This window comes from Streptomyces sp. NPDC059866, from assembly GCF_042731325.1.
Classification (GTDB): Bacteria; Actinomycetota; Actinomycetes; order Streptomycetales; family Streptomycetaceae; genus Streptomyces; species Streptomyces flavusporus.
Genome location: NZ_JBHWJT010000006.1, coordinates 68,390 through 94,133 on the forward strand (window position 1 = coordinate 68,390; position 25,744 = coordinate 94,133).

At 70.4% G+C, this 25,744-nt stretch carries 26 protein-coding genes and 1 tRNA gene; 14 read left to right on the forward strand and 13 right to left on the reverse strand.

Going from position 1 to position 25,744, the window contains the following annotated elements:
- The first annotated feature begins 40 nt into the window (after positions 1 to 40).
- Together ACFV7R_RS10785 and ACFV7R_RS10790 are read left to right on the forward strand one after the other, a co-directional pair.
- On the forward strand, positions 41 to 529 hold the full coding sequence (locus tag ACFV7R_RS10785; protein ID WP_385262270.1) for a roadblock/LC7 domain-containing protein: 489 nt from the start codon (positions 41 to 43) through the stop codon (positions 527 to 529).
- A gap of 15 nt (positions 530 to 544) precedes the next feature.
- Positions 545 to 919: a hypothetical protein gene (locus tag ACFV7R_RS10790; protein ID WP_385262271.1), complete on the forward strand. Its 375-nt coding sequence runs from the start codon at positions 545 to 547 to the stop codon at positions 917 to 919.
- A gap of 8 nt (positions 920 to 927) precedes the next feature.
- Here ACFV7R_RS10790 and ACFV7R_RS10795 read toward each other — a convergent pair whose 3' ends face one another.
- The 3 genes from ACFV7R_RS10795 to ACFV7R_RS10805 form a co-directional block, all read right to left on the reverse strand.
- The gene (locus tag ACFV7R_RS10795) at positions 928 to 1,512 is read right to left on the reverse strand and encodes a hypothetical protein (RefSeq protein ID WP_385262273.1); all 585 of its coding nucleotides are present in this window, start codon (positions 1,510 to 1,512) and stop codon (positions 928 to 930) included.
- Between the two features lie 94 nt (positions 1,513 to 1,606).
- Positions 1,607 to 2,461 (reverse strand): MurR/RpiR family transcriptional regulator, encoded by an 855-nt coding sequence (locus tag ACFV7R_RS10800; RefSeq protein ID WP_385262274.1) that lies wholly within the window; start codon positions 2,459 to 2,461, stop codon positions 1,607 to 1,609.
- Positions 2,458 to 3,966 carry an aromatic amino acid ammonia-lyase gene (locus tag ACFV7R_RS10805; RefSeq protein WP_385262276.1) on the reverse strand — a complete coding sequence of 503 codons (1,509 nt, stop codon included), beginning with the start codon at positions 3,964 to 3,966 and terminating at the stop codon, positions 2,458 to 2,460. The genes ACFV7R_RS10800 and ACFV7R_RS10805 overlap by 4 nt, the downstream gene beginning before the upstream one ends.
- A 142-nt stretch (positions 3,967 to 4,108) precedes the next feature.
- Between ACFV7R_RS10805 and ACFV7R_RS10810 the strand changes: the two genes are divergently transcribed.
- The 5 genes from ACFV7R_RS10810 (at position 4,109) to ACFV7R_RS10830 (ending at position 7,889) form a co-directional block, all read left to right on the forward strand.
- Complete coding sequence (locus tag ACFV7R_RS10810; RefSeq protein ID WP_385262277.1) at positions 4,109 to 5,140, forward strand: ABC transporter ATP-binding protein; 1,032 nt, start codon at positions 4,109 to 4,111, stop codon at positions 5,138 to 5,140.
- Entirely contained in the window at positions 5,137 to 5,778 is a 642-nt protein-coding gene (locus tag ACFV7R_RS10815; RefSeq protein WP_129799872.1) for an ABC transporter permease, read from the forward strand. The genes ACFV7R_RS10810 and ACFV7R_RS10815 overlap by 4 nt, the downstream gene beginning before the upstream one ends.
- Position 5,779: 1 nt before the next feature.
- The gene (locus ACFV7R_RS10820; RefSeq protein WP_385262279.1) at positions 5,780 to 6,442 is read left to right on the forward strand and encodes an ABC transporter permease; all 663 of its coding nucleotides are present in this window, start codon (positions 5,780 to 5,782) and stop codon (positions 6,440 to 6,442) included.
- A gap of 9 nt (positions 6,443 to 6,451) precedes the next feature.
- Entirely contained in the window at positions 6,452 to 7,390 is a 939-nt protein-coding gene (locus ACFV7R_RS10825) for an ABC transporter substrate-binding protein (RefSeq protein WP_385262282.1), read from the forward strand.
- A 73-nt stretch (positions 7,391 to 7,463) separates the two neighbouring features.
- Positions 7,464 to 7,889, forward strand: coding sequence for a hypothetical protein (locus ACFV7R_RS10830; protein ID WP_385262826.1), 426 nt, complete (start codon positions 7,464 to 7,466; stop codon positions 7,887 to 7,889).
- Between the two features lie 362 nt (positions 7,890 to 8,251).
- Here the strand turns inward: ACFV7R_RS10830 and ACFV7R_RS10835 are convergent, their stop codons facing one another.
- Positions 8,252 to 9,640, reverse strand: a complete 1,389-nt coding sequence (locus tag ACFV7R_RS10835; RefSeq protein ID WP_385262284.1) for a cystathionine beta-synthase — start codon at positions 9,638 to 9,640, stop codon at positions 8,252 to 8,254.
- A gap of 156 nt (positions 9,641 to 9,796) precedes the next feature.
- Here ACFV7R_RS10835 and ACFV7R_RS10840 point away from each other — a divergent pair, with 156 nt between their 5' ends.
- The 4 genes from ACFV7R_RS10840 (at position 9,797) to ACFV7R_RS10855 (ending at position 14,412) form a co-directional block, all read left to right on the forward strand.
- Positions 9,797 to 10,816 (forward strand): SGNH/GDSL hydrolase family protein, encoded by a 1,020-nt coding sequence (locus ACFV7R_RS10840; RefSeq protein WP_385262286.1) that lies wholly within the window; start codon positions 9,797 to 9,799, stop codon positions 10,814 to 10,816.
- Between the two features lie 135 nt (positions 10,817 to 10,951).
- Complete coding sequence (locus ACFV7R_RS10845) at positions 10,952 to 12,091, forward strand: acyltransferase family protein (protein WP_385262287.1); 1,140 nt, start codon at positions 10,952 to 10,954, stop codon at positions 12,089 to 12,091.
- Between the two features lie 40 nt (positions 12,092 to 12,131).
- Entirely contained in the window at positions 12,132 to 13,352 is a 1,221-nt protein-coding gene (locus tag ACFV7R_RS10850; RefSeq protein WP_129799878.1) for an acetyl-CoA C-acetyltransferase, read from the forward strand.
- Between the two features lie 280 nt (positions 13,353 to 13,632).
- Positions 13,633 to 14,412 carry a hypothetical protein gene (locus tag ACFV7R_RS10855; protein ID WP_385262290.1) on the forward strand — a complete coding sequence of 260 codons (780 nt, stop codon included), beginning with the start codon at positions 13,633 to 13,635 and terminating at the stop codon, positions 14,410 to 14,412.
- Positions 14,413 to 14,542: 130 nt separating this feature from the next.
- Here ACFV7R_RS10855 and ACFV7R_RS10860 read toward each other — a convergent pair whose 3' ends face one another.
- Complete coding sequence (locus ACFV7R_RS10860) at positions 14,543 to 14,854, reverse strand: hypothetical protein (protein ID WP_206306905.1); 312 nt, start codon at positions 14,852 to 14,854, stop codon at positions 14,543 to 14,545.
- A 103-nt stretch (positions 14,855 to 14,957) separates the two neighbouring features.
- Between ACFV7R_RS10860 and ACFV7R_RS10865 the strand changes: the two genes are divergently transcribed.
- On the forward strand, positions 14,958 to 15,185 hold the full coding sequence (locus tag ACFV7R_RS10865) for a DUF4287 domain-containing protein (RefSeq protein WP_129799881.1): 228 nt from the start codon (positions 14,958 to 14,960) through the stop codon (positions 15,183 to 15,185).
- A 104-nt stretch (positions 15,186 to 15,289) separates the two neighbouring features.
- Here the strand turns inward: ACFV7R_RS10865 and ACFV7R_RS10870 are convergent, their stop codons facing one another.
- From ACFV7R_RS10870 to ACFV7R_RS10885, 4 genes are all read right to left on the reverse strand, one after another.
- Complete coding sequence (locus ACFV7R_RS10870) at positions 15,290 to 16,174, reverse strand: Bax inhibitor-1/YccA family protein (RefSeq protein ID WP_385262293.1); 885 nt, start codon at positions 16,172 to 16,174, stop codon at positions 15,290 to 15,292.
- 203 nt (positions 16,175 to 16,377) lie between these two features.
- The gene (locus ACFV7R_RS10875; RefSeq protein WP_385262295.1) at positions 16,378 to 17,553 is read right to left on the reverse strand and encodes a 4-hydroxybenzoate 3-monooxygenase; all 1,176 of its coding nucleotides are present in this window, start codon (positions 17,551 to 17,553) and stop codon (positions 16,378 to 16,380) included.
- A gap of 189 nt (positions 17,554 to 17,742) precedes the next feature.
- Positions 17,743 to 18,285: a DoxX family protein gene (locus ACFV7R_RS10880; protein ID WP_385262297.1), complete on the reverse strand. Its 543-nt coding sequence runs from the start codon at positions 18,283 to 18,285 to the stop codon at positions 17,743 to 17,745.
- 181 nt (positions 18,286 to 18,466) lie between these two features.
- Positions 18,467 to 18,549, reverse strand: a tRNA-Leu gene (locus tag ACFV7R_RS10885).
- A 422-nt stretch (positions 18,550 to 18,971) separates the two neighbouring features.
- Here ACFV7R_RS10885 and ACFV7R_RS10890 point away from each other — a divergent pair.
- Both ACFV7R_RS10890 and ACFV7R_RS10895 read left to right on the forward strand, forming a co-directional pair.
- Positions 18,972 to 19,742 carry an ABC transporter ATP-binding protein gene (locus tag ACFV7R_RS10890; RefSeq protein ID WP_385262299.1) on the forward strand — a complete coding sequence of 257 codons (771 nt, stop codon included), beginning with the start codon at positions 18,972 to 18,974 and terminating at the stop codon, positions 19,740 to 19,742.
- Between the two features lie 37 nt (positions 19,743 to 19,779).
- Positions 19,780 to 22,308, forward strand: coding sequence for an ABC transporter permease (locus tag ACFV7R_RS10895; RefSeq protein ID WP_385262300.1), 2,529 nt, complete (start codon positions 19,780 to 19,782; stop codon positions 22,306 to 22,308).
- A gap of 71 nt (positions 22,309 to 22,379) precedes the next feature.
- Here the strand turns inward: ACFV7R_RS10895 and ACFV7R_RS10900 are convergent, their stop codons facing one another.
- The 4 genes from ACFV7R_RS10900 to ACFV7R_RS10915 form a co-directional block, all read right to left on the reverse strand.
- Positions 22,380 to 23,669 (reverse strand): class I SAM-dependent methyltransferase, encoded by a 1,290-nt coding sequence (locus ACFV7R_RS10900; RefSeq protein ID WP_385262302.1) that lies wholly within the window; start codon positions 23,667 to 23,669, stop codon positions 22,380 to 22,382.
- Positions 23,670 to 23,787: 118 nt separating this feature from the next.
- Positions 23,788 to 24,405: a Uma2 family endonuclease gene (locus ACFV7R_RS10905; RefSeq protein WP_385262303.1), complete on the reverse strand. Its 618-nt coding sequence runs from the start codon at positions 24,403 to 24,405 to the stop codon at positions 23,788 to 23,790.
- Between the two features lie 128 nt (positions 24,406 to 24,533).
- Complete coding sequence (locus tag ACFV7R_RS10910; protein WP_385262304.1) at positions 24,534 to 25,325, reverse strand: ATP-binding protein; 792 nt, start codon at positions 25,323 to 25,325, stop codon at positions 24,534 to 24,536.
- Positions 25,322 to 25,660 (reverse strand): hypothetical protein, encoded by a 339-nt coding sequence (locus ACFV7R_RS10915; protein ID WP_385262307.1) that lies wholly within the window; start codon positions 25,658 to 25,660, stop codon positions 25,322 to 25,324. Before ACFV7R_RS10915 ends, ACFV7R_RS10910 begins: the two co-directional genes overlap by 4 nt.
- Positions 25,661 to 25,744: the final 84 nt, after the last annotated feature.

The window sequence follows — 25,744 nt, forward strand, 5'->3', positions numbered from 1 at the left end:
GCACCACCCACCCCACCCGCCCGCTGAAAGGAGACCTTTGATGGCGGTGGAACCCCCGATTCTCGACGAACTCCACCGGCTGAGAACCCGCGTGCCCCAGCTGACCGGCGCCCTCGCCGCCGGCGTGGACGGCCTGGTCATCGCCCACGACACCCCGGGCGTGGAGCCGGAGGGCCTGGCCGCGCTCACCGCAGCCGCACTCGGCGTCGCCGTGCGGATGGCCGACGTGACCGGTCAGGGCGACCTCCGGGAACTGCTCGTTCGCGGGGTGGACGGCTATGTCGCGACGTACGCGGCGGGACGTACCGCCGTGCTGACGCTGCTCGCCGAGGACCGCGTCAACGTCGGCCGCCTGCACCTGGAAGGCCGCCGCACCGGCGCCCGCATCGGCGAACTGGTCGGCGACGCCGTACGGGACACGGCCCCCGAGCCCCCCGCCCAGCCCGCCTCCACCCGTCAGAAGGCCGTCCGCACGCCACGAACCCCACGCCCCCCACGCACCAACACACCCACCACCACGGAAAGTTGAGAGGAAACCGCAGCCATGGCCAACACCGAGACCGCGCTGAAAGAAGCACTCGCCTCCATCGAGGGCGCGACCGGAGTCGCCCTCGTCGACTACACCAGCGGCATGGCCCTGGGCACGATGGGCGGCAGCAAGAGCTTCGACCTCAACGTCGCCGCCGCCGGCAACACCGACGTGGTCCGCGCGAAGATGCGCACGATGGAACACCTCGGGCTCAAGGGCCAGATCGAGGACATCCTGATCACGCTGTCGGACCAGTACCACCTGATCCGGCTGCTCAGCGGCCGCGGCGGCAACGGGCTCTTCCTCTACCTGGTGCTGGACGCCAAGCGGTCCAACCTCGCCATGGCCCGGCACCAGCTGCGACGGATCGAGGAAGAGCTGGAGGTCTGAGGGACCGGTCAGACCAGCGCGGCGGTGCGGCGGCGGGAGCCGCCAGGGGCTGCGTCGCCCGCCGCGATGCCCGTGCTGCGGTACGCCCTGACCGCCTTGCCGGCCGGGCGGCCGCCGTCGCGGGCGAGCCAGTCGACGCGCACCCACAGCAGCGCCTCCCCGGCCCGTTCGCGCCGCCCGAGCCACGCGGCCTTCAGCCACAGTCCCGCACCGGTCCCGGCGAGCAGCATGCCGCCCGCCGCGGGCACGGCGTAGGAGCTGCCGAGCGCGGCGAGGAAGGCGAGCAGCAGCCACCAGCGGTGCCCGCGCCGCCAGTTGCGGACGGTCACCGCGCGGTCCTGGAGCACGTCGTGCTTGCCGGCGCGGGCGGCCCCGTCGGCGAGGGCGGCGTAGCGCCTGCGGCGGCGGAAGGCCACCGTGACGGCGGCGACGATGAACAGCGCCGCCCCGGCGAGCACACCGATCCTGCGCCCGGTGACGCCGGGGACCAGTACGCCGATGCCGGCCGCGAACACTCCGAGCCACCACAGTGGTGCGGCCCCCGCCCGTACGATGCAGGCCACCCGAGCCAGCCCCTGACCTCCGCGTGCCACGTTCCGCCTCCTTGTCGCTCTGGCACATTCCTGTCGGCCGTGCAGATTAGCGAGCGAAGGTGAGACGCGTCTGAGAACCAGCCCCGTACAGGCCCTACTCCACGAACAGCCCCCGCGCCGCCGCCCGTGCGTCGAACTCCTCCAACCGGGCCTGCGCGTCCGGCAGGTCGTCGCACATCGCCTCCAGCAGGACCCGCCCGAGCAGCATCGGCGCACAGGCCGTGTCGAAGGCGAGCCCCGTGCCGACGGCGGCCGGCAGCAGCAGGTCGGACACCTTCGCGACGGGCGCGAAGGCGGAGTCGGCGACGGTCACGACGGACAGGCCCGCCTCCTTCGCATACGCCAGCGTGTCCACGACCTCGCGCGGATGCCGGGGCAGCGCGAAGCAGAGCAGCGCCGAGGCGCCCGCCCGTACGGCTCCGTCGATCCGGTCGTGGATCATCGTGCCGCCCTCGTGGAGCAGCCGTACGTCCGGATGGACCTTGGCGGCGAAGTAGGCGAAGCCGTACGCCTGGGAGGCCGCTGCTCTGAGGCCGAGCACCGGCAGCGGGCGGGAGGCGGCCAGCAGCCGGCCCGCCTCCTGCACCGGCCGCGGATCGGCGAGCAGTTCCGCGAGGTGCTTCAGGTTCTCGATCTCGGCCTCGACGGCCTGCTGGTACTCGTTGTACGAAGCCGAGTCCGCGCTCTGTTCGGCGGGCGCCACCTCGCGCAGGTGCTTGCGCAGGGCCGGGTAGCCGTCGAAGCCGAGGGCGACCGCGAAGCGGGTGACGGAGGGCTGGCTGACCCCGGCGAGTTCGGCGAGCTCGACGCTGGACAGGAACGGCACGTCGGCGGCCCGCCGCACCATGCTGTGCGCGATGCGCCGCTGGGTCGGCGTGAGCCGGTGCCCCTCGAAGAGCGCCTGCAGCCGCGCGGCAGGGCTGTCGGTACGGCTCTCGGTACCGCTCATGACGTGCTCCCCCTCCAGATGTCCGTGAACCGGTCGAGCAGTTCGGACGCCACCGTCACATCGGCCGTGAGCGGCCGGTCGGCCGGGTCGGCGTCCAGCACCGACTCGGCGAGCTCCAGCGCCCGGCCCGCCGGAAGCTCCGGTTCCAGGCGGAGGTCGCGTTGCCGCAACGCCCGTACGGCGGATACGAGTTCGCAGCCGACGACGAGACGGTACGCGCCGCACGCACGCAGCGTCTGCCGTGCGGCGAGCGAGGCGAAACTGGCCTGTTCCTCGACGCCTCGGGAGAGTACAGCGTGGCCGAGCGACGCGGGCGCGGAGAACGCGCGCAGATCGCCGAGGGCGGCGCCGGCGGCGTACTCCAGGATCATCACGCCGGAGGAGGCGGGCTCGTGGTCGGCGAGGAAGGGGCGCAGGCGGGTGTAGGCCGGCTCGTTCAGCGTCGACAGCCGTGACGTGGACAGGCGGGCGACCTGGGTTATGGCCAGCCTGAAGTGGTCCAGGGCGAGGGCGAGCTGAGCCTGGTAGAAGCCGCCGTGGTGGTACGCCGCCATGTCCTCGGGGGAGATCAGCGGGTTCTCCGCAGCCGCGTTGATCTCCACGGCGAGGACCTCCTCCAGGGCGTCGGCGGCGTCGTGTGCCGGGCCGTGGATCTGGGGCAGGCAGCGGAAGCCGTACGGGTCCTGGATCCGGCCGAGCGGTGGGGTGGGCCGGTCGGCGGCACCGATCAGCTCCCGCATCCGCCGGGCGACCTCGGCGGAGCCGCGGTGCGGGCGGGCGGCGTGCACGGGGGCGGCGTACGCCTCGTGTGAGCCGTCGACGGCCAGCAGGGACAGCGCGGCGACGACCTGGGTGGCGGCGAGCAGCCCGCGCAGTTCGTGCAGGGCGAGCGCGGACTGACCCAGGGTGAGGGCGTTGCTGCTGATCAGGGCCAACGCGTCGTTGTTGTCGAGGGGTTGGGGCGTTGGTGCGGCCGTTCCCCGCCATGGGTGCTCCCCGGCGAGCGCCAGCCCGACCTGCGCGAGTGCGGCGATGTCGCCGGTGCCGACCGACCCGAACTCGTTCACCACCGGGTACGCCCCGGTCTCCAGCGCCTCGCACAGCGCGGTGACGACGGACGGCCGCAGCCCGGCGCCCCCGGCCAGCAGCTGGTTGGCGCGTACGGCGAGCATCGCCCGTACCTGCCGGGCGGGCAGCTCCTCCCCGATGGCGCCGGCGTGGCTGCGCAGCAGCCTCAGGCCGTGGCCGGCGGCCGCATCGGTGGGCACGTCCTCGTTCCGGTTGGCGCCGACGCCGGTGGAGCGGCCGTAGACGCGACCGGTGGCGGCGATCCGGCGGGCGGCGTCCCAGGACTCCTCGACGCGCTTCATCGCCTCGGTCCCCGGCACCGGCCGCGCGGCGCCGTCGGCGAGCCGGACGACATCCGCGACGCCGAGCCCACGCCCGTCGAGAACGACGAGGCCGGGGGCCACACCCTCCGGAGCGTCCACGATCCGAGACGACATCACGCGCATACCCTCCTCAAACCGGACATCTGATCTTGCCCATCGGTCATCCGTAACCGCGGATTAACGCCGGAGCATTGACAACCTATTCAGACACCAAGAACTCTGCATGACGTTATACAGGCCGGGCAAGGGACAACTCATGATCCAGTTCGACGCGGTCCACAAGCGCTTCCCCAACGGCACGACAGCAGTCCACGACCTCTCCCTCGCCATGCCGGAGGGCGGCGTGACCGTCCTCGTCGGATCCTCCGGTTGCGGAAAGACGACCACCCTGCGGATGATCAACCGGATGGTGGAACCGACCTCCGGCACCATCCGGGTCGGCGGCAAGGACGTCCAGCAGCAGGACGCCGCCGAGCTGCGCCGGTCCATCGGATACGTCATCCAGCAGTCGGGCCTCTTCCCGCACCGCACGGTGCTCGACAACATCGCCACCGTGCCGCTGCTGCTCGGCTGGGGCCGCCGCAAGGCCCGCGCCCGGGCCACGGAACTCCTCGAGACCGTCGGCCTCACCTCCGAGGCCGGCCGCCGCTACCCGCACCAGCTCTCCGGCGGTCAGCAGCAGCGCGTCGGCGTCGCCCGCGCCCTCGCCGCCGACCCGCCCGTCCTACTGATGGACGAGCCGTTCGGCGCGGTCGACCCGGTGGTCCGCACCCAGCTCCAGGACGAACTGCTCCGGCTCCAGAAGGAGTTGAACAAGACCATCGTCTTCGTCACCCACGACATCGACGAGGCCGTCCGGCTCGGTGACCGGATCGCGATCTTCCGCACCGGTGGCCACCTGGTCCAGTGCGCCGAGCCCGCCGAACTCCTCGCCCGCCCGGCCGACGACTTCGTGGCCGACTTCCTCGGCGCCGAGCGCGGCCTGAAGCTCCTCTCGCTCAGGACCCTCGCCGAGGTCCCCCAGGGCCCGGCCCCCGAGGGCGGTACCTGGACGCTCGTACTCGACGAGGGGCACAAGCCGCTGCACTGGGCGTCGAAGGACGCCGAACTCCCCGTACGACCGCTACAGGACACCGACTCCCTGCTGTCGGCGCTCAACGAGTCGGTCGCCTCCCCCACCGGCCTGATCGCCCGCGTCGACACGGCCGGCGTACTCACCGGGGTCTCCTCCCGCGACGACATCCACGAGCACGCGAACCGGGCGCACACCGAGGTCGTGGCCGCATGACCATCGACTGGTCCTGGATATCCGACCACACCGACGACCTGACCACCCTGACGGTCTCCCACCTCCAGGCAGCACTCAGCGCCGTCCTCTTCGGCCTGCTGATCTCCCTCCCGCTCGCGGTGGTCGCCCACCGCGTCCGCCCCCTGCGCGGCTTCCTGCTCGGCCTGTCGAACGTCCTGTTCACCATCCCGTCGATCGCGGTCTTCGTGCTCCTCCTCCCGGTCTCCGGCCTGACCCGCACCACCACGGTCATCGGCCTGACGATCTACACCCTGGTGGTCCTGCTCCGGAACACCGTCGAGGGCCTCGACTCGGTCCCCACGAAGACCAAGGAGGCGGCGAAGGCCATGGGCACGCGCCCCCTGCGCACCCTCCTCACCGTCGAGTTCCCGCTCGCCCTCCCCGTGATCATGGCGGGCGTCCGGATCGCCACGGTCATGTCGATCTCCCTCGTCTCCGTGGCGACCTACATCGGCGACGGCGGCCTCGGCCAGCTCTTCACCGACGGCTTCCAGCGCAACTTCCCGACCCCGGTGATCGTGGGCGTGGTCCTCACCCTCCTGCTGGCCGTGGTGGCGGACGCAGCTCTGGTCGCCGTCCAGTACGCACTCACCCCGTGGACGAGGCGGCGAGCCTGAGATGTACGAACTCTTCAAGAACCTCGGCGACTGGCTGACCAGCGGCGAGCAGTGGTCCGGCCCCGACGGCATCGCCACCCGCCTCGCCGAACACCTCCAGTACTCGCTCCTCGCCACCCTCATCGCCGCCGCGATCGGCCTCCCCCTGGGCCTGCTGATCGGCCATACCGGCAAAGGCGCGTTCGTCGCGATCAACCTGTCGTCCTTCGGCCGCGCCCTGCCCACCGTCGGCCTGGTCGTGCTGGTCTTCCTCGCCAGCGGCCTCTCGATGTGGCCCGTCTACGTCGCACTGGTCGCCCTCGCGGTCCCGGCCATCGTCACCAACACCTACGCCGGAATGACCGCCGTCGACCCGGACGTGAAGGACGCGGCGCGCGGACAGGGCATGCGCGGCCACCAGGTCCTCTTCCAGGTGGAGCTCCCGCTGGCCCTCCCCCTGATCATGACGGGCCTGCGTCTCGCGCTGATCCAGGTGGTGGCCACGGCCACGATCGCCGCGTACGTCTCCTTCGGCGGCCTCGGCCGGTACGTCTTCGACGGCCTGGCCCAGCGCGACCTCGTGCAGGTGATGGGCGGCGCGGTGCTGGTCGCCGTGGTCGCCATCGCCCTCGACCTTCTGCTGAGTGCCCTCCAGCGCATCCTCTTCCGACACCGCACCGCCTAGGGAACGAAAATGAACCGTCGCACTCTCCTCGGCGGCCTGTTCGCCGCAGCCTCCGTCCCCGCTCTCTCCGCGTGCTCCAGCGGCATCACCTCCCTCGACAGCGAGGGCACGACCACCTCCGGCGGTGGCTCCAGCAAGGGCGGCCTCACCATCGGCACCGCCAACTTCACCGAGAACCAGGTGCTCGGCTACCTCTACGCGGCCGTCCTCGACGCCGCCGGAGTGAAGACGACCGTCCGCCCCAACCTCGGCACCCGCGAGATCCTCATCCCCGCCATCAAGGGCGGCGACATCGACCTCCTCCCCGAGTACCAGGGCGCCCTGCTGCACTACGTCGCCCCCAAGGCCACGGCGACGGAGGAGGGCGAGATGCAGAACGCCCTGACCGTCGCACTGCCGTCCGGCCTCCAGGTCCTGCCGTACGGCATGGCCGAGGACTCCGACGCCTTCGCGGTGACCCGGGAGACGGCGGAGAAGTACGGCCTGACCTCCCTCGCCGACCTGAAGAAGCAGAACGGCAAGCTGGTCATCGGCGCGGCCGCGGAGGTCAAGACGCGTCAGGTCGGCGTGGTCGGACTGAAGGACGTGTACGGAGTGGAGTTCAAGGAGTTCAAGTCCCTCGACTCCTCCGGCCCGCTGGTCAAGGGCGCCCTGAAGAAGGGCGACGTCGACGTGGCCAACCTCTTCACCACCGACACCGACATCCAGGCGGAGGGCTGGGTGGTGCTGACGGACCCCAAGAACCTGATCCCCGGCCAGCACGTCGTCCCCCTGATCGCCGACCGCAAGGCCGACTCCACCGTCCGCAAGGCGCTCGCCGGGCTCGGCAACGCCCTCACCACCGCCGACCTCACCGAACTCAACCGCCAGGTCGACAAGGACAAGAAGGACCCGGAGGACGTGGCGCGGGCGTACGCGGAGCGCAAGGGGCTGACGGCCACCGGGTGACCCGCTCGCGACAGGGGGGCTAACCCCAGTGCGGCCCACGCACCCGCTCCCTACCGTGGTGCGTATGAGCGGAATGGACGCGCGGGACGCCGAGCTGAAGAAGGAACTCAACGCCACCCTGCAGGCCCGCAGGGAACTGGGCGAGGAGTACGAGTCCGCGCTGGTCGACTCGTTCCTGGAGAAGGTCGACCAGCGCATCGACGGCGCCGTCGAGCGCCGGGTGCGCCGGCATCTGGCCGAGCAGCAGATGGTGGTGGCCCGGGACTCCCGCTCACCGAAGCCGACGGACTCCTGGGGCGAGCGCTTCGGCTTCGGCATCGTCTCGCTGGTCCTGGCGGTCCCGCTCTCCGCGATCGGCGGCGGCGTGGCCCAGCTCCCCGGCCTCCTCGTCGCCTGGGCAGGCATCGTGGGCGTCAACGCCTTCCAGGCGGCCCGCGTCAATCCGGGCCTGTTCCGCAGGCGCGGCAAGTCGAATCAGGACAGCGACTGGGAGGACTGACGGCCTCGGCGGAGCCGGACGTCGGAAAAGTGTGCGCGGGGACCGCCGCACCCCCTTGACGGGGGGCGGGACGACGGCGGTCCCCGCGAGGGACGCGGGCCGGGTCAGGGCCGGGCTTGCGCGTCCGTGGCGTCCATGGAGGTCCGGGAGCCGCTCCGGAGGTCCTTGGCGCCGTTCGGTGCCGGCCGGGGCGGGGAGCCGCTCCCGCCCTGCCGACACCCCCTAATGTGCCGGACCTGTGTTAAGCGGGTGCTGCGCGGACGTGACACGCTCGTACCACTTCCGAGAAGAGCAACAAACACGCACGTCGCCGCAAGTTCGCCGCCGGCCCGGCCCGTTCACCGCAGGTTTGCCGTCCGGCCCTACTTCGCGCTCTTGGCGAGGAAGGCCAGCAGGTCCTGCCGGCTGACCACTCCGGTCGGCTTGCCCTCGACCAGCACGATCGCCGCGTCCGCCTCGCCGAGCACGGACATCAGGTCCCCGACCGGCTCGCCGGAGCCGACCTGCGGCAGCGGCGGCGACATGTGCTTCTCCAGCGGGTCCTCCAGCGAGGCGCTCTTGGTGAACAGCGCGTCGAGCAGCTCCCGTTCGACGACCGAGCCGACGACCTCGGCGGCCATCACGTCCGGGTGCCCGGCGCCCGGCTTCACGATCGGCATCTGCGAGACGCCGTACTCGCGCAGCACCTCGATGGCCTGGCCGACCGTCTCGTCCGGGTGCATGTGGACGAGGGAGGGGATGGCGCCGCCCTCCTTGTCGTTGAGCACGTCGCCGACGCGCGCGCTCGGGCCCTCGTCCTCGAGGAAGCCGTAGTCGGCCATCCACTCGTCGTTGAAGATCTTGCTCAGGTACCCGCGCCCGCTGTCCGGCAGCAGCACCACCACGACGTCGTCCGGTCCGAGCCGCTCGGCCACCCGCAGCGCGGCCACGACGGCCATGCCGCACGACCCGCCGACCAGCAGCCCCTCCTCCCTGGCCAGCCGCCGGGTCATCTGGAAGGAGTCCTTGTCGGACACGGCGACGATCTCGTCGGCGACCGTACGGTCGTACGCCGTCGGCCAGAAGTCCTCACCGACGCCCTCGACGAGATACGGCCGCCCGGAGCCGCCGGAGTACACCGAGCCCTCGGGGTCGGCGCCGATGACCTTGACGGCCCCGTCACTGACTTCCTTCAGGTAGCGCCCGGTCCCGGAGATGGTGCCACCGGTGCCGACACCGGCCACGAAGTGCGTGATCCGCCCCTCTGTCTGCTCCCACAGCTCGGGGCCGGTGGAGTGATAGTGCGAGAGGGGGTTGTTCGGGTTGGAGTACTGGTCGGGCTTCCAGGCACCCGGCGTCTCGCGCACCAGCCGGTCGGAGACGTTGTAGTAGGAGTCCGGATGCTCGGGCGCGACGGCGGTCGGGCAGACGACCACCTCGGCCCCGTACGCCCGCAGCACGTTGATCTTGTCCGTGGACACCTTGTCGGGGCACACGAAGATGCACTTGTACCCCTTCTGCTGAGCCACGATGGCGAGCCCGACGCCCGTGTTCCCACTGGTCGGCTCCACGATCGTGCCGCCGGGCTTGAGCTCCCCGCTCTGCTCGGCCGCCTCGATCATGCGCAGGGCGATGCGGTCCTTCACGGAACCGCCCGGGTTGAAGTACTCCACCTTGGCCAGGACGGTCGCCCTGATCCCCTTGGTGACGTTGTTGAGCCTCACCAGCGGGGTGTTGCCGACGAGGCTGATCATCGAGTCGTGGAACTGCACCGTTGTCTCCGGATGCTGCAGAAGAGGTGGTCGTGGTAGTGCAGCCAGCCTATGGCCTGCCACCTGCCACCTGCGTTCACTCGCCGTTGAGATTGGCGGGCGGTCGCTTCGGGGCAAGCAAGTGGTTGAACGGGTACGAGGAGGTGTCGGCGACGCATGACGAGGATGTCGAGGGCGAGGGTGGCCCGGCGTATCGCGGCCGGTGCGGCATACGGCGGCGGCGGTATCGGCCTGGCCGGTGCCGCGGTCGTCGGTCTGGTGCTGGCCGAGGTCCGGCTGGCCAGGCGCCATGTGGGCAACGGCACGGAGCCCCGGGTGCCGAACGCGGACGGGCTGTACGGCCGTACGTACGACACCCAGGGTGATCCGCCCCTCCGCCTCACCGTCCTCGGCGATTCCACCGCCGCGGGCCAGGGCGTACACCGGGTCGGCCAGACTCCGGGCGCACTGCTCGCCTCGGGCCTCGCCGCCGTCGCGGAACGCCCCGTACGGCTGCGCAACGTCGCCCTGCCCGGCGCCCGGTCGGACGACCTGGACCGCCAGGTGACGCTGGCCCTGTCCGACCCGGACCTGGTCCCCGACGTCTGCGTGATCATGATCGGCGCGAACGACGTCACCAACCGCATGCCGCCGACCCAGTCGGTGCGCCATCTCTCGGCGGCGGTACGCAGGCTGCGCACGGCCGGCGCGGAGGTGGTGGTCGGCACCTGTCCCGACCTGGGCACCATCGAGCCGGTCCAGCAACCGTTGCGCTGGCTGGCCCGACGGGCATCACGCCAGCTGGCGGCCGCCCAGACGATCGGAGTCGTCGAACAGGGCGGCCGCACCGTGTCGCTGGGCGACCTGCTGGGCCCCGAGTTCGCCGCCAACCCGCGCGAACTCTTCGGCCCCGACAACTACCACCCCTCGGCCGAGGGCTACGCCACCGCCGCGATGGCGGTCCTCCCCACCCTCTGCGCCGCGCTGGGCCTGTGGCCGGCGGAAGAGGAGCGCCCCGACGTCACCCGTCACGAGGGCTACCTCCCCGTCGCCCGCGCCGCCGCCGAGGCCGCCTCGGAGGCCGGCACGGAAGTCACGGCAGCCATGCCGACGGGGCCACGGGGCCCGTGGGCCCTTCTGAAGAGGCGCCGCCGCCGTCGGGTCACCGCGACGGAGCCGGCACCACAGCCGACGTAGCCGCGCAGCTCTTTTCGTACACCTGGCATTCACCGTTCCAGCGGCATCGCGTAACCGGGGAATCCCCTGGACTCGCGAAGGTGAGCGGCCCCTGTTTTTCCGCTGTCACTTTGCTGTCAGGAGCACCCCGCCGCGATGGAAAACCCGCCCCCGAGACCCACCGACACCGCCGGCCCGGCCCGGGTCCGAAACCCCTGGTGGGACAACACCCGGTTCGTGTCCGCCGCACTGATCGTGGTCCTGCACTCCATCGGCAGCATCATGAGCAAGTACGACGCGCTGCACTCCTTCCACGTCGCGACCTGGGCCTTCCGGGTCCCGGCCTTCGTCGTCCTGGCCGGGGCCTTCAGCAGCGCGGGGCCGCTCGGCCCGCGCCACCTGCGCAACCTGATCCGCAGCATCGCCGTGCCCGCCCTCCTGTTCAGCCTGCTGTTCTCACTGGAGACATACGCGCTGGGCGGCCCCCTCGACCTGCACATCGCCCAGCTGCCGTGGACGCTGTGGTTCCTGATGTCGCTCTTCTTCTGGCGGCTCCTGCTGCCGCTCGTGGTCCAGCTGCGCCATCCGCTGCTGGTCACCACGGTCGTGGCGCTCGGGCTCGGGTACGTGGAGGAGTTCGGGCTGATGTTCTCGGCCAGCCGGACCCTGGTGTACCTGCCGCTGTTCTACCTCGGCTGGCGGCTGGGCCAGGGCATGCTCCGGGAGTGGTTCGAGAGCCGGTGGAGCCTGCCGGTCGCGGTGGCGGGGATCCTCGCCTCGGGTGCGGTGGGAGGGCTGTGGAGCCGGGACGTCAAGGGCGACTGGCTCTCGATGCGCCATGCGTACACCGCCGACAACCCGCTGGGCATGGAGGGTGCCTGGCTGATCCGGCTGCTCGTCCTGGCCTCGGCCGCCGCGCTCGTGCTGTGCCTGCTGCGAGTGATGCCCAAGCGGCGGCTGCCGCTGATCTCCGCCCTCGGGGCCGGTGGCTTCACCGTCTACCTGCTGCATCCGCTGGTCATCCTGCCGCTTCGGGAGCGCGGCCTGATCGCCCGGGCCGACACCCATCTGGAGGTGGCCGCCCTGATGGCGGGCGGGGTCGTGCTCGCCGCGGTGCTCGCGTCGCCGTTCGTACGCCGCCTGGCCCGGCCGCTGACCCGGCCCCCGGTGGGCCTGCTGCTCGCGCCGGCGCCGGCGCCCGCGGCGCCGATCACTGCGGACCTTCTAAGCAAGCGCTTGGAAAAGAGGTCTGCATCACACCCGGATGCCGGTGACCGAGAGCCTACTTACGGGTAATTTCCCGCGTAAGAGCCCACCGTCGTCGTCTGGAGCCGTGATGCCCGAAGCCGTGATCGTCTCAGCCGCCCGCTCCCCCATCGGCCGCGCCTTCAAGGGCTCCCTCAAGGACCTGCGCCCCGACGACCTCACCGCCACGATCATCCAGGCCGCCCTCGCCAAGGTCCCCGAGCTGGACCCGAAGGACATCGACGACCTGATGCTCGGCTGCGGCCTCCCCGGCGGCGAGCAGGGCAACAACCTCGGCCGTGTCGTCGCCGTGCAGATGGGGATGGACCACCTCCCCGGCTGCACGATCACCCGGTACTGCTCGTCGTCCCTCCAGACCAGCCGCATGGCCCTGCACGCCATCAAGGCCGGCGAGGGCGACGTCTTCATCTCGGCCGGCGTCGAGACGGTCTCCCGCTTCGCCAAGGGCAACTCCGACAGCCTGCCCGACACCCGCAACCCGCTGTTCGCCGAGGCCGAGGCCCGCACCGCCGCGGTCGCCGAGCAGGAGGGCACCACCTGGCACGACCCGCGCGAAGACGGCCTGATCCCCGACCCGTACATCGCGATGGGCCAGACCGCCGAGAACCTGGCCCGCTCCTGGGGCGTGAGCCGCCAGGAGATGGACGAGTTCGGCGTCCGTTCGCAGAACCTCGCCGAGGAAGCCATCAAGAACGGCTTCTGGGAGCGCGAGATCACCCCGGTCACCCTCCCCGACGGCACCGTGATCAGCAAGGACGACGGCCCGCGTCCCGGCGTCACCCTGGAGGGCGTCGCCGGCCTCAAGCCCGTCTTCCGCCCCGACGGCCTGGTCACCGCCGGCAACTGCTGCCCCCTGAACGACGGCGCCGCGGCCCTGATCATCATGTCCGACACCAAGGCGCGCGAGCTGGGCCTGACCCCCCTCGCCCGCATCGTCTCCACCGGCGTCTCGGGCCTGTCCCCCGAAATCATGGGCTACGGCCCGGTCGAGGCGTCCAAGCAGGCCCTGGCCCGCGCCGGCCTGACCATCGACGACATCGACCTGGTCGAGATCAACGAGGCGTTCGCCGCCCAGGTGATCCCCTCCTACCGCGACCTGAACATCCCGCTGGAGAAGCTGAACGTCAACGGCGGCGCCATCGCCGTCGGCCACCCCTTCGGCATGACCGGCGCCCGCATCACCGGCACGCTCATCAACTCCCTCCAGTGGCACGACAAGCAGTTCGGCCTGGAGACGATGTGCGTCGGCGGTGGCCAGGGCATGGCGATGGTCATCGAGCGCCTCAGCTGAACCCCTGGGTAGCCTCACCGGCACCCACCGTCACCCGCCGGCCCAGAACCTCGTCACCACCGGGGTTCTGGGCCGGTTTGTGATCCAATCTCCCCCAGGATGTGACCTATCTCCCTCACAACAGGGATCACCGCAGGTCAGCGCATCCCCACCAGAAACGTCAGACAGAATTCCCTGTCCGTTTCGTGACGTTACGCACTGACAGCTGGTTAGTTCACCCATCAAGCTGATGTAGGAAGTCGGGGGTCGACCTTGAACCGGGAGTACGTCAGTGAGCCCCATGCCGATCGCCTTGCTGGTCACCACGGCCGCCACGGGCGCCGTGGGCGTCGCCGTCCTGCGCACCCTCATGCAGCTGCGCCGCCAGGTCGCGAACCTGCACGCCGAGCTCGCTGAGGGCCGCGCCGCCGTGCGCACCCTCGTGCCCGCCGCCCGCACGGCCGCCGATACCGACGAGATACGCACGGCCGTGGCCGAGGCGCTGGCCGAGGAACGGGAGCGGGAGCTGGCCGAGGCGCGCGCCTTCTGGGCCGCCCAGGAGGCCCGTGACGTCTCCGACGCACCGTCGCTGCTGGGCCTGACGGACAGTGACCTCTTCCTCCCGCGAGAGGCCGATTTCGCGGCCCTGGAACCGCTGGAGCCGGTGTCCGAGCCGAGCCCCGAGGTCGACGAGTTCGCCGGGGAATCCGCGGAGCTGGCCGCGGCCCGCCGCCGCCACCCTTCTCACCCGGACTTCACGCCGACCGCCTCACCGGTCGTGAACGACCATGAGCGCACGATCGAAACCCTCGAGGAACTGGCCGCCTCCCGTGTCGAGCTGACCGACGTCCGCCCCGGCCCGCTGGGCACCCTCGACGTCTACGTCTTCGCCAACGGCACGACCCTGTGCATGACCCCCGGCCACCGCGAAACCGCCGACCACCTGGCGGCAGCGCTGCGCTCGGGCGAGACCCCGTTCCTGCTCGGCGGCTCCGGCATCTCCGGCGCCTACACCCTGACGTTCGCGTGCGGCGAGGAGAACGTCTACATCCTGGCGGACAGGGTCATAGCGTCCTTCTGACCGGGGACGCCGGGTGACTGGGGACGCCGGGCACGGAAGCGCCCCCTACAGGGGCGCGGGGCTGTGTCGATATGCGGCTCCGCCGCTTGGGCGCGACCAACCGCAACGAACCCGCACCCGCCAACCAGCCTCACACCCCCGCCCGCTTCTGCGCCTCCCCCACCACCCGCAGCGCCTCCTCCACCTCAGCCTCACTCGTCAGCACAGCGGCCAAGTCCCGCCCCGCAACGGTGATCTGATCCGCGGCCGCGAACATCCCCGCGTCCGGCATCTCCCGAGGCTCCACCCCGGGCGCCTCCAACTCCTGCGCCCACCGAGCCAATGCCCGGGCCAGCGCCAGCGCCTCCGCGGCAGCGCCCCGCTGCAACCGGCTCTGCGGCGCCGCCCTCAACCGATCAGCAAACTGGTCCACCGCACCGATCAGACGCGTCGTATCCACCACGCCGCGAGACTACGCGCAGCTCCCGCACTGTTGCCAACGGGCGAACGCTCAGGCACGGTGACCTGAAGGACCGGCTTACACCCGATTGCGTCCGGAGGCGCCGATGTCCCAAGTCTTCTCCGAGGAGACCCATCGCAATCTGCTCGCTCGTATCCCCCACTGCACCGGTCGTGAAGTCGCCGACTGGCTGCGCACCGTCGAAGAAGGCCCCGCTCTCCGCTTCGAGGAGAAGGTCAGCTGGCTGCGCCACGAGCACAATCTCGCGTACGGCCATGCCAAGGCGATCATTCACGAGTACGACCTGAGGAGGGCCGCGCGCAAACTGCTCTGAGCGCGCACCACCGTCAACCCACCGGACACGACGAAGGGCCCCGGGAGGGGAACCCAGGGCCCTTTTCACACTCACGCGCTCATCAGCGGAGCGCGCCGCGTCGATCAGTCGTCGCCGCTGAAGATGGCGACCAGCCGCAGCATCTCGACGTAGATCCACACCAGGGTCATGGTCAGGCCGAACGCGGCCAGCCAGGCCTCCTTGCGGGGCGCGCCGTAGGCGATGCCGTCCTGGATCTGCTTGAAGTCGAGGGTCAGGAAGAACGCGCCGAGCACGATCGCGAGGATGCCGACGATCGCACCGAGCGGGCCCATGCTGCGCAGTCCGCCGTCCTCGGCGACGCCGAACGCGACGAGCAGCAGGTTGACCGCCATGACCAGGACGAAGGCGATGGCGATGGCCATGCCGATGCGGGCGTAGCGCGCGGTGACGCGGATCCAGCCGGCCTTGTAGATGAGCAGCGTCGCGGCCGAGACCGCCATGGTGCCGAGCACCGCCTGGAAGGGCGCGCCGGACCACTGGCTGTTGTACATCTCGCTGATCACGCCGAGGAAGACGCCCTCGAAGGCGGCGTACGACAGGATCAGCGCGGGCGAGGCGTTGCGCTTGAACGACTGGACCATCGCCAGGACGAAGGCGATGAGCGCGGCACCGATCGCCAGGCCGAAGCTGCTGGACGACACCGGCAGCACGGCCCAGGCGAGCACGGCACCGACGACGACCGTGCCCAGCGTCATCGCCGAGCGCATGACGACGTCGTCCATCGTCATCCGGTCGGTGGTGACCGGTGCCTGCGGCGGCGCGCCGTACTGAAGGTCCTGCTGGGCGTAAGGGTTCTGGGCGTAGGGGTTACCGGCGCCGGGCTGCGCGTACGGGTTGCCCTGTGTGCCCACAGCTGCGCCCCCGGCCTGCGGCGCGGTGTTGAAGCCCGCGTAGCCGTTGTCGCGGCTGAACCCCCGTCGCGAGAAGACCGGGTTGCTGCTCCTCATTTCACTCCTCCATGGCCACCCTGCGTAGCCTTGGCTCAAGAGTAATGGACAGGCAAAGGAATGACCCTAGTGCTTGGGGAGGATCTTTCCCTCCTCGTGCTGGCCAACACGCTAGCCGGGTCCGTGATTCCCGGCAGCGGAGAGCCTCATTCATGACGAACTCGGAACATGGCCGGAACCGGCCGGTGATCACCGGCCGCTGATCAGTCGTGGGGGAAGCCCGTGTACGCCTCGGCGAGGTCGGTCTCGGCGGCGCGGGACGAGGTGATCCGCGCCAGCCGGGCGAGCTGCAGCCGCTCCTCGAAGGGCGTGGCGCCGGGCGCACGGTGCAGGAGCGTCGTCATGTCGTAGCTGAACCGCTCGGCCTGCCAGACCCGGCGCAGACAGGTCTCCGAGTAGGCGTCCAACAGCTCGCTGGATCCCGTCTCCTTCTGGTACGTCAGGGCCCGCGCGAAGGTGACGACGTCCCCGACGGCCAGGTTGAGCCCCTTGGCGCCGGTCGGCGGCACGATGTGCGCGGCGTCGCCGGCCAGGAAGAGGCGGCCGTGCCGCATCGGCTCGTGGACGAAGGAACGCATCGGCGTTACCGACTTCTGGGTGATGGGCCCGCGTTCCAGGCGCCAGCCGTCGGCGGTCTCGAAGCGCTGTTCCAGCTCCGCCCAGATCTCGTCGTCGCTCCAGTCCTCGGCGTCGGTCCCCTCGGGCACCTGGAGGTAGAGGCGGGAGACGGACGGGGAGCGCATGGACAGCAGGGCGAAGCCGCGGTCGTGGTGGGCGTAGACGAGCTCGTCGTGCGAGGGCGGTACGTCGGCGAGGACACCGAGCCACCCGAACGGGTACGTCCGTTCGAAGACTCGGGACAGGGCGGCCGGCACCGCTGATCGGGAGACACCCCAGAACCCGTCGCAACCGACGACGTAGTCGCACTCGAGGACGTCCTCACGCCCCTCGTACCGGAAGCGCACGCACGGCCGCTCGCTCTCGGCCCCCTCGACCGCGAGCGCCTCCGCCTCGAACAACAAGGGTCCGCCCTCCTTGAGCTGAAGGGCGATGAGGTCCTTGCAGACCTCGGTCTGGGCGTAGACCATCACGGAGCGCCCGGCAGTCAGGGCGGGGAAGTCGATGCGGTGACGGCGGCGGTCGAAGCGCAGTTCGATGCCGTCGTGCCGCAGCCCCTCCCGGTCCATGCGCGCCGCGGCCCCGGCCGCACGCAGTACGTCCACCGTCCCCTGCTCCAGGATCCCGGCCCGCTGCCGCCGCTCGACATACGCACGGTCCCGGCTCTCCAGGACGACCGATTCGACACCGGCGTTGTGGAGCAACCGCGCGAGGAGCAGGCCGGCGGGGCCGGCTCCGATGATGCCGACGGTGGTGCGCATCGGGCGTTCCCTTCGGTGGGCGTCTTTACCGCGTCGTTTCAGCCATGGACGTTTGTTCGTGCAGTGAAAATTAGTTCACCAGTTTTCCGTCATGAGTCTCCGCCCCCGTCCGCCGAGTGTCAACGGCCCCGCACCGAAGTCCCGACAAGAGGGGCAGCAGTCCCCGAGGAAAGCGGCAGGGCGCGAAAGCTACAGCGCCAGGATGACGACTCCCCCGGCGACGCCGAGGACCAGCGCGACCGCCGCGGGCACCCACCCACCGTCCCTCCAGGGGAAGAACGTGTCGAGCGACAGACGCCCCGGACCCACCGCAGCGATGGTGAGCGCGGCGACGGCAAAGATCATGGGGTAGGCGAAGGCCGGACCCTCGGCGGACCACAGCGTCACGTCGGGCGCGACCGCCATCGCGTTGATCATGACCCCGATCGCGGCCGCCGCGGCGAGCGGGGTCAACAGGCCGACGGCCAGCCCCAGTCCGCCGAGGACTTCGGAGACGCCCGCCAGGCCGGCGAAGAAGACACCGGGGTCGTAGCCGAGATCGGTGAAGTACTTCCCCGTGGCGTCCAGGCCCGCCCCGCCGAACCAGCCGAACAGCTTCTGGGCTCCACTGCCGGCCAGGATCACACCCACTGCCAGCCGCAGCAGGAGTATGCCGACATCGCCGGCGCTCACCACCCGCGGCGCGGGGCGGGCACCGGTGTCGGCGGAGGTACGCATACCGGGCATGTTCATGGTCGGCTCCCTCCGTGGGATGCCGGGCGGCGAACGGCGTCGACGCCTCGGAGGGAGCGCGTCGGCTCACACCACCCTCACCACCGATACTCCCCGCTCACCGCCCCGGGTGCAGCCCGACCGGCGTCCGGTCATGCGGGACAGCGGGGGGCTCTCACCCAGACGTCAGTGCAGGCGGAAGTGCCCGGAACCGGACTTGAACCGGTACGCCCGCAAGGGGCAGCGAGGTTTAAGCTCGCCGTGTCTGCATTCCACCATCCGGGCAGGCCATGGGCTCCGCATCGAGGTTCCGAGCCTATCGGGACGCTTCCCCCGAACAGCGGAAGCACGGACCGATGTTGTCTTATTTTATTGACGTCTGAGGGTGCATCAGCACTGGGTAAGCGCCGTCAGCACTTGCCAGTAGCCTTGCGTGCGACAGTCGGCCGCGCATGCGGAATGACGGAATTTCACCGCCCGAACGAGGGGGATCCACCCGTTCTCGACAAGGCCTTCGCATCGGCCTTCGCACCGGGCTCGACGCGGCGTCCCCTCGGGGTCGTCCGTCATCCCCAGGTATGACACCGGCACCCACGGTCCGACCGCAGTCTGCCTTCGGAACCGGAACAGGGGGTGACTACAGGGCGCCGTACGGCCGAGACGATGGATCGCATCCCCACACCGTCGTCCGACAGGAGCACCTTTCCGTGACCACCACACCCGTCGCCGACCGGGCCACCACCGTGGCCGCACGCGCCACGGATCTCTCGAAGATCTACGGACAGGGCGAGACCCAGGTGGTCGCCCTGGACCGGGTCTCCGTCGACTTCCGGCAGGCCGAGTTCACCGCGATCATGGGCCCCTCCGGGTCCGGCAAGTCCACGCTGATGCACTGCGTGGCCGGACTGGACTCCTTCTCCTCCGGTTCGGTGCGGATCGGCGACACCGAGCTGGGCTCCCTGAAGGACAAGCAGCTCACCAAGCTGCGCCGCGACAAGATCGGCTTCATCTTCCAGGCGTTCAACCTGCTGCCGACACTGACCGCCCTGGAGAACATCACCCTCCCGATGGACATCGCGGGCCGCAAGCCGGACAAGCAGTGGCTCGACACGGTCATCGGGATGGTGGGCCTCGCCGACCGGCTGGGTCACCGCCCGTCCCAGCTCTCCGGCGGCCAGCAGCAGCGCGTCGCCGTCGCCCGCGCCCTCGCCTCCCGGCCCGAGATCATCTTCGGTGACGAGCCCACCGGAAACCTCGACTCCCGTTCCGGCGCCGAGGTGCTGGGCTTCCTGCGCAACTCCGTACGGGAGCTGGGGCAGACGGTGGTGATGGTCACCCACGACCCGGTGGCCGCGGCGTACGCGGACCGGGTGGTGTTCCTGGCGGACGGCCGGATCGTGGACGAGGTGTACGGGCCGACCGCGGACTCGGTGCTCGACCGTATGAAGCAGTTCGACGCCAAGGGCCGCACGAGCTGACGTCCCCTCACCCACCTGCTCAGGACTGAGACTTCCCATGTTCCGCACCGCCCTGCGCAACGTACTCGCGCACAAGGCCCGGCTCCTGATGACCGTGCTCGCCGTGATGCTCGGCGTGGCGTTCGTGTCGGGGACCCTGGTCTTCACCAACACCATCTCGGACGCCTACCAGAAGAGCTCCGCCAAGGGCTTCGACCACGTCGACGTCGCCGTGACGGCCGAGGGCCGGGAGGACACCGGCGACACGATCGGCAAGGCGCCCGAACTGACCCAGGCTCTCCTCGACGACGCCGCGAAGGTGCCGGGGGCCGCCTCCGCCACCGGTGTCGTGACCGGCTTCACCGCCATCGCCGACAAGGACGGCAAGCTCATCGGCGGCGGCTTCCAGTCGCAGGGCGGCAACTACTGGGGTGACAAGGACCCTCGGTACCCGCTGAAGTCCGGCGCCGCCCCGCACGGCAAGGGCGAGGTCGCCATCGACGCGGAGACCGCACAGCGCGCCGGTTACCAGGTGGGCGACAGCCTGCGCCTCTCGGTCGACGGCCCGGTCCTCAGCCCGAAGATCACCGGTATCTTCACCACCGACGACGGCAATGTCGCCGCCGGCGGCAGCCTGGCCCTCTTCGACACCGCCACCGCCCAGCAGCTGTTCGGCAAGACGGGCACGTACGACGAGATCGACGTGACGGCGAAGGCGGGCGTCACCCAGGCCGCACTGAAGGCCGAACTGGACAAGGCGCTGCCGAAGGACGTCGTCGAGACCACCACCGGCAAGCAGCTCGCCGACGACCAGGCGGAGCTGATCGCCTCGTCGATGAGCGGGCTGAAGCAGGGCCTGCTGGTGTTCGCGGGCATCGCGCTCTTCGTCGGCACGTTCATCATCGCCAACACCTTCACCATGCTGGTCGCCCAGCGCACCAAGGAGCTGGCGCTGCTGCGGGCGGTCGGTGCCTCGCGCAAGCAGGTCACCCGGTCGGTGCTGATCGAGGCGTTCGTGGTCGGCGCGGTCGCCGCCGTGACCGGCCTGATCGCCGGCGTCGGCATCGGCGCCGGACTGCGCTCCCTGATGGGCGCGCTCGACGCCACGGTCCCCGCCGGGCCGCTGGTGATCTCCCCCGGCACGATCGGCGCCGCTCTCGCGGTCGGCATCCTCGTCACCATGCTGGCGGCGTGGCTGCCGGGCCGACGGGCGGCGAAGATCCCGCCGGTCGCGGCGATGAGCAGCGTGCACGCCCAGGCGACCGTGAAGTCTCTGGTGCTGCGCAACACGATCGGCGCCCTGTTCTCCGCGGCCGGCGTCGCCGTGATCCTCGCGGCGACGACGATGAACGGTTCGGACGGCCAGGCCCCGATGGGAATGGGCGCGGTGCTGCTGATCATCGGCGTGTTCATCCTGACCCCGCTGCTGTCCCGCCCGCTGATCGCGGCCGCGGCCCCGGTGCTGCGGATCTTCGGGGTGTCGGGCAAGCTCGCCCGCCAGAACTCGGTGCGCAACCCGCGCCGTACCGCCGCCACCGCCTCCGCCCTGATGATCGGCCTCACCCTGATCACCGGCATGACGGTGATGGCGGGCAGCCTGCAGCAGTCGATCGACAAGATGGCCTCGTCGGCGCTCCGCGCGGACTACGTGGTCTCCATGGCGAACGGCAACACCCTCTCCCCCGACGTCGACCGGAAGCTGAAGGCCACCGACGGCGTCACCGCCACCAGCCCGCTGCGCAACGCGCCCTCGCGCATCGACGGCGAGACCGAGTACCTCACCGGCGTCACCGGCGGCACGATCGGCGAGCTGACCGACCTCAAGGTCGACGACGGCAGCTTCAAGGTCGGTGGCACGGACGTCGTCGTGGACGACGACACCGCCACGTCCCACGGCTGGCAGGCCGGCTCGACCTTCACCGCCTCGTTCGAGGACGGCAAGAAGCAGCAGCTGACGGTGGCCGGGGTCTACGAGGGCAACGAGATGATCCGCGGCATCATGCTCGACAACGCGACCCTCACCCCGCATCTGGCGGACCCGACCGACATGCAGGTCATGGTCAAGACGTCCGACGGCCCGTCCGGCGCGACGAAGGACCGGCTGGAGGAGGCCCTCGGCTCCAACCCGGCCATCAAGGTCCAGGACAAGAAGGACATCTCCAACGAGATCGCCCAGATGTTCACGTTGATGCTGAACATGCTGTACGGCCTGCTCGCCATGGCGGTGATCGTCGCGGTCCTCGGTGTCATCAACACCCTGGCCATGTCGGTCTTCGAACGCTCGCAGGAGATCGGCATGCTCCGCGCGATCGGCCTGGACCGCAAGGGCATCAAGCGGATGGTCCGCCTGGAGTCCCTGGTGATCTCCCTGTTCGGCGGTGTGCTCGGCATCGGCCTGGGCGTGTTCTTCGGCTGGGCGGCCGGTGAACTGCTGGCGTCGACGATGGCGACGTACGAACTGGTCCTGCCGTGGACCCGGATGGCCGTCTTCCTGCTCCTCGCGGCCACGGTCGGGGTCCTGGCGGCCCTGTGGCCGGCCCGCCGCGCGGCCCGCCTGAACATGCTCAGCGCGATCAAGTCCGAATAGCAGGTCGAGGATCCGGTACGAGGCCGAGGGCCGCGCTCCCTCCGGGAGGCGGGGCCCTCGGTGCCTGTCCGTCAGGTGTTCCAGGTGCGAGCCCGCAGCGGCATCCCGGAGGCGCCGGACTCGGGCGTTCTGACCGCCAGTACCTGGTTGACGCCGATGCGGTTGCGCTCGAAGGACAGCGCGGACGCCGCCATGTACAGGCGCCAGACGCGGGCCCGGCCGGGGCTGGTCAGCTTCACCGCGCGCGTCCACTCGGCCTCCAGGTTGGCGACCCAGCGGCGCAGGGTGAGGGCGTAGTGCTCCCGGATCGACTCGACGTCCCGCACCTCGAAGCCGGCCCGCTCCAGCTGGGTGACGGTGCTGCCGACGGGCTGGAGCTCGCCGTCCGGGAAGACGTAGGAGTCGATGAACTCGTCCACGTGGTAGGCCGACTCCTCGCGGTGTGGGCGGCGGGCGATCTGGTGGTTGAGCAGCCGGCCGCCCGGCTTGAGGAGGCGGTGCAGGACGTCGGCGTACTCCAGATAGCGCTGGGCGCCGACATGCTCGGCCATGCCGATGGACGAGATCGCGTCGTACGGTCCGTCGCCGACGTCGCGGTAGTCTTGCACCCGGATCTCGACCATGTCGGTGAGCCCCTCGTCGGCGACGCGCTTACGGGCGTACGCCGCCTGCTCCTGCGACAGCGTGATGCCGACGACGCTCACGCCGTGCTCGCGGGCGGCGTGGATCGCCATCGAACCCCAGCCGCAGCCGACGTCGAGGAGCCGCTGACCCGGCTTCAGGGCGAGCTTCCTGCAAATGAGTTCGAGCTTGTCGCGCTGGGCGTCCTCGAGAGTGCCGGCGTCCTCCCAATAGGCGCACGAGTAGACCATGGACGGGCCCAGCACGATCTCGTAGAAGTCGTTGCCGACGTCGTAGTGGTGGCTGATGGCCCGCCGGTCGCTGCGCCGGGTGTGCAGATGACGGCGTCTGCGTACCTCCTCCCGGGGCGGGGCGGGCGGCAACGCGGGCCCGCCCAGCCGCACCAGGCCGCGGACGGCGGCGCGTACCTCGGGTTCGCGCAACGCCTCGGCGAGACCGCGGGCGTCCTCGTCGCGCTCCCAGATCAGCCCGGCGAGCAGGCCGAGGGCGGTGTACAGGTCACCGTCCACATCGACGTCCCCGGCGACCCAGGCGCGGGCGAGGCCGAGTTCGCCCGGTTTCCACAACAGCCGGCGCAGGGCCCGCCGGTTGCGTACGACGAGCACCGGCGCGCCCGGCGGGCCCGCCTGCGTACCGTCCCAGGCGCGGATGCGCACCGGGATCGGAGTTCCCAGCACCTGTTCGAGCAGCCCCTTCAGCCGCGGCGCGGCGTCAGCCATGGCGCACACCTCCGTGACGGTCATCCCGGAATGTCCAACACCACGTAAACACCTGCGGGGCTTGCTGACAGTCCCCCACGCGCGTTACAGCTGAGCAAACCCCTGTCAGGGGGAGTTGTCAGAGTTCCCTGAGAGCGTCCAGAGTGATGTCGATGTCGATGTCGTACGGCGCACTGAGCTTGAGCAGGTCACGGTGAGTGCCGGTCAGGTCGTAGGTCTTGGACACAGGGTCGAGTTCATAGGTTCGGACCACGGGATGCTTGTTCGCACCGCCCAGCTCGACGAGCCAGTAGTGCGGGATGCCCGCGGCGGCGTACTTGTGGGGCTTGGTGTCGCGATCACGGGCTTCGGAGTCCGGGGAAACGACCTCGACGGCGAGCAGGACGTCGGCAGCCTGGAAGCGAGTCTGTTCCAGATCGTCGACGACGGCCTCGGCGCGAACGACGGAGAGGTCGGGCTCGGGGCCGTTGCGGCGGTCGAGGACGACGGTCATCTCGCGCTCGACCTTCAGTTCCTTCGGGACCGTCCGACGCAGGCCGTTCAGCAGCAGTTCGATCATCTTGGCGTGAAAGCGGCGCTGCGGACTCACGAAAACCAGGCTCCCGTCGATCAGCTCGGTGTGCGGCGGGAGGTCGGGCAACGTGAACAGGTCGTCCACGGTGTATCCGTCCCGGGGCGGCACCGGCCAGCGGCAGCCGGGCTCGGAGGTCGGCTCGGCGAGGGGCTCGGCGGTCATGATTCCTCCCATGGGCGGGATTCTCGGCCTGCCCGTCCACGGTAGCCGCCGGAATGGATGATCGTCATCACAAAGAGTGACGTCAGGACTCTTCGGGCTCCGGGGCCAGGCCCCCGTCCTTGGCACGGTCATCCGGCAGCCTCCGCACCAGCGACGACGACATCGGCCCAGACGGTCAGCCCCCTACCCGCCCGCCGCGTTCCCCACCGGTCGGCCAGTGCGGCGGTGATCAGCAGTCCACGGCCGTGCTCCTGCTCCAGGACTGGCAGCCCTACCGCGCCCGGGGACGGCATCGGCGAGTACCCGTCGCCCTCGTCGGTGACGCCGAACGTGACCATCCGGGAGGTGAGAGCACAGGTGACCGTGATGGTGCGGCTGTCGGTGTGCTCCAACGCGTTGGCGACGAACTCTCCGGTGATCGTTTCCAGATCGTCCGTCGTACCGGCCGGCAGACCCCACGACCGGGCCGTCTCGCGTACGTAGCGCCGGGCGGCGCTTGCGGAGGTGAGGTCGCGACCGCGGAGTGTGAGCAGGCCGAATACGCGGGATTCGGCGGGGCTGTGCGCCAGGGCGTCGTAAAGGACAGTCGGCAACGACGCGGAGGCCGGCCGGCCCTCCCGGGCCCGCCGATCCCTGGCGAGCAGGGCACCCCGCGATACGGCGATGAGCAACACGTCCTGGAGCGCATCCGCCAACTGACCGGCGAGACCGGCGCATTCCGCGCCACCACCTGGACCACACCAGGGAAGCACCTCACGCGCACGCCCCAGCAGTCGCTCCGCGAGCCCGAGCTGCACGTCCTCGATCCGGTCGGCAAGCCGGGAGGCGGGGCCGCCGTCGCCGTCCGTGAGCAGCAGACAGGGCTGACCGTGTGCGCCGGTCCAGGGCAGGAGTCGTACGCGGTCCGCTTCCTCACTCATGACGCCGCTCCCAGTACGGCGTGAATGTCACGGGCATCGAGGTCGACGCCGTACGTGGCACACCAGAGGATGTCGCGGCGCAGGCGCTGAAGGCGGGCCTTCTCCTCGCGCTCGTGGGCGGTGAGGTAGGGGCGGACGAGGCGGCTTTCCGCGCCGTCGAGGGAGGTGTACCAGCGGCGGACGGTGGGGGCGGGGATGGGGCGGGGCGAACCAGGGCAGGGAAACGCCGGGTCGACGGGTTCTGGAGGCCGTCTCGATGACCTGGCCTGTGGAAGCGGCGCGCTGATGGAACGTCTTCCGTCGGCGGCGAAGAGGACTCGAACACGGTTCAGCATGCGAGCGATGACGTCTGACATGTGGTCAACTCCGATTTCGACGAGTCGTTGTCGGGTCTTGCGCCGCCCCACCGCTGTCGATCT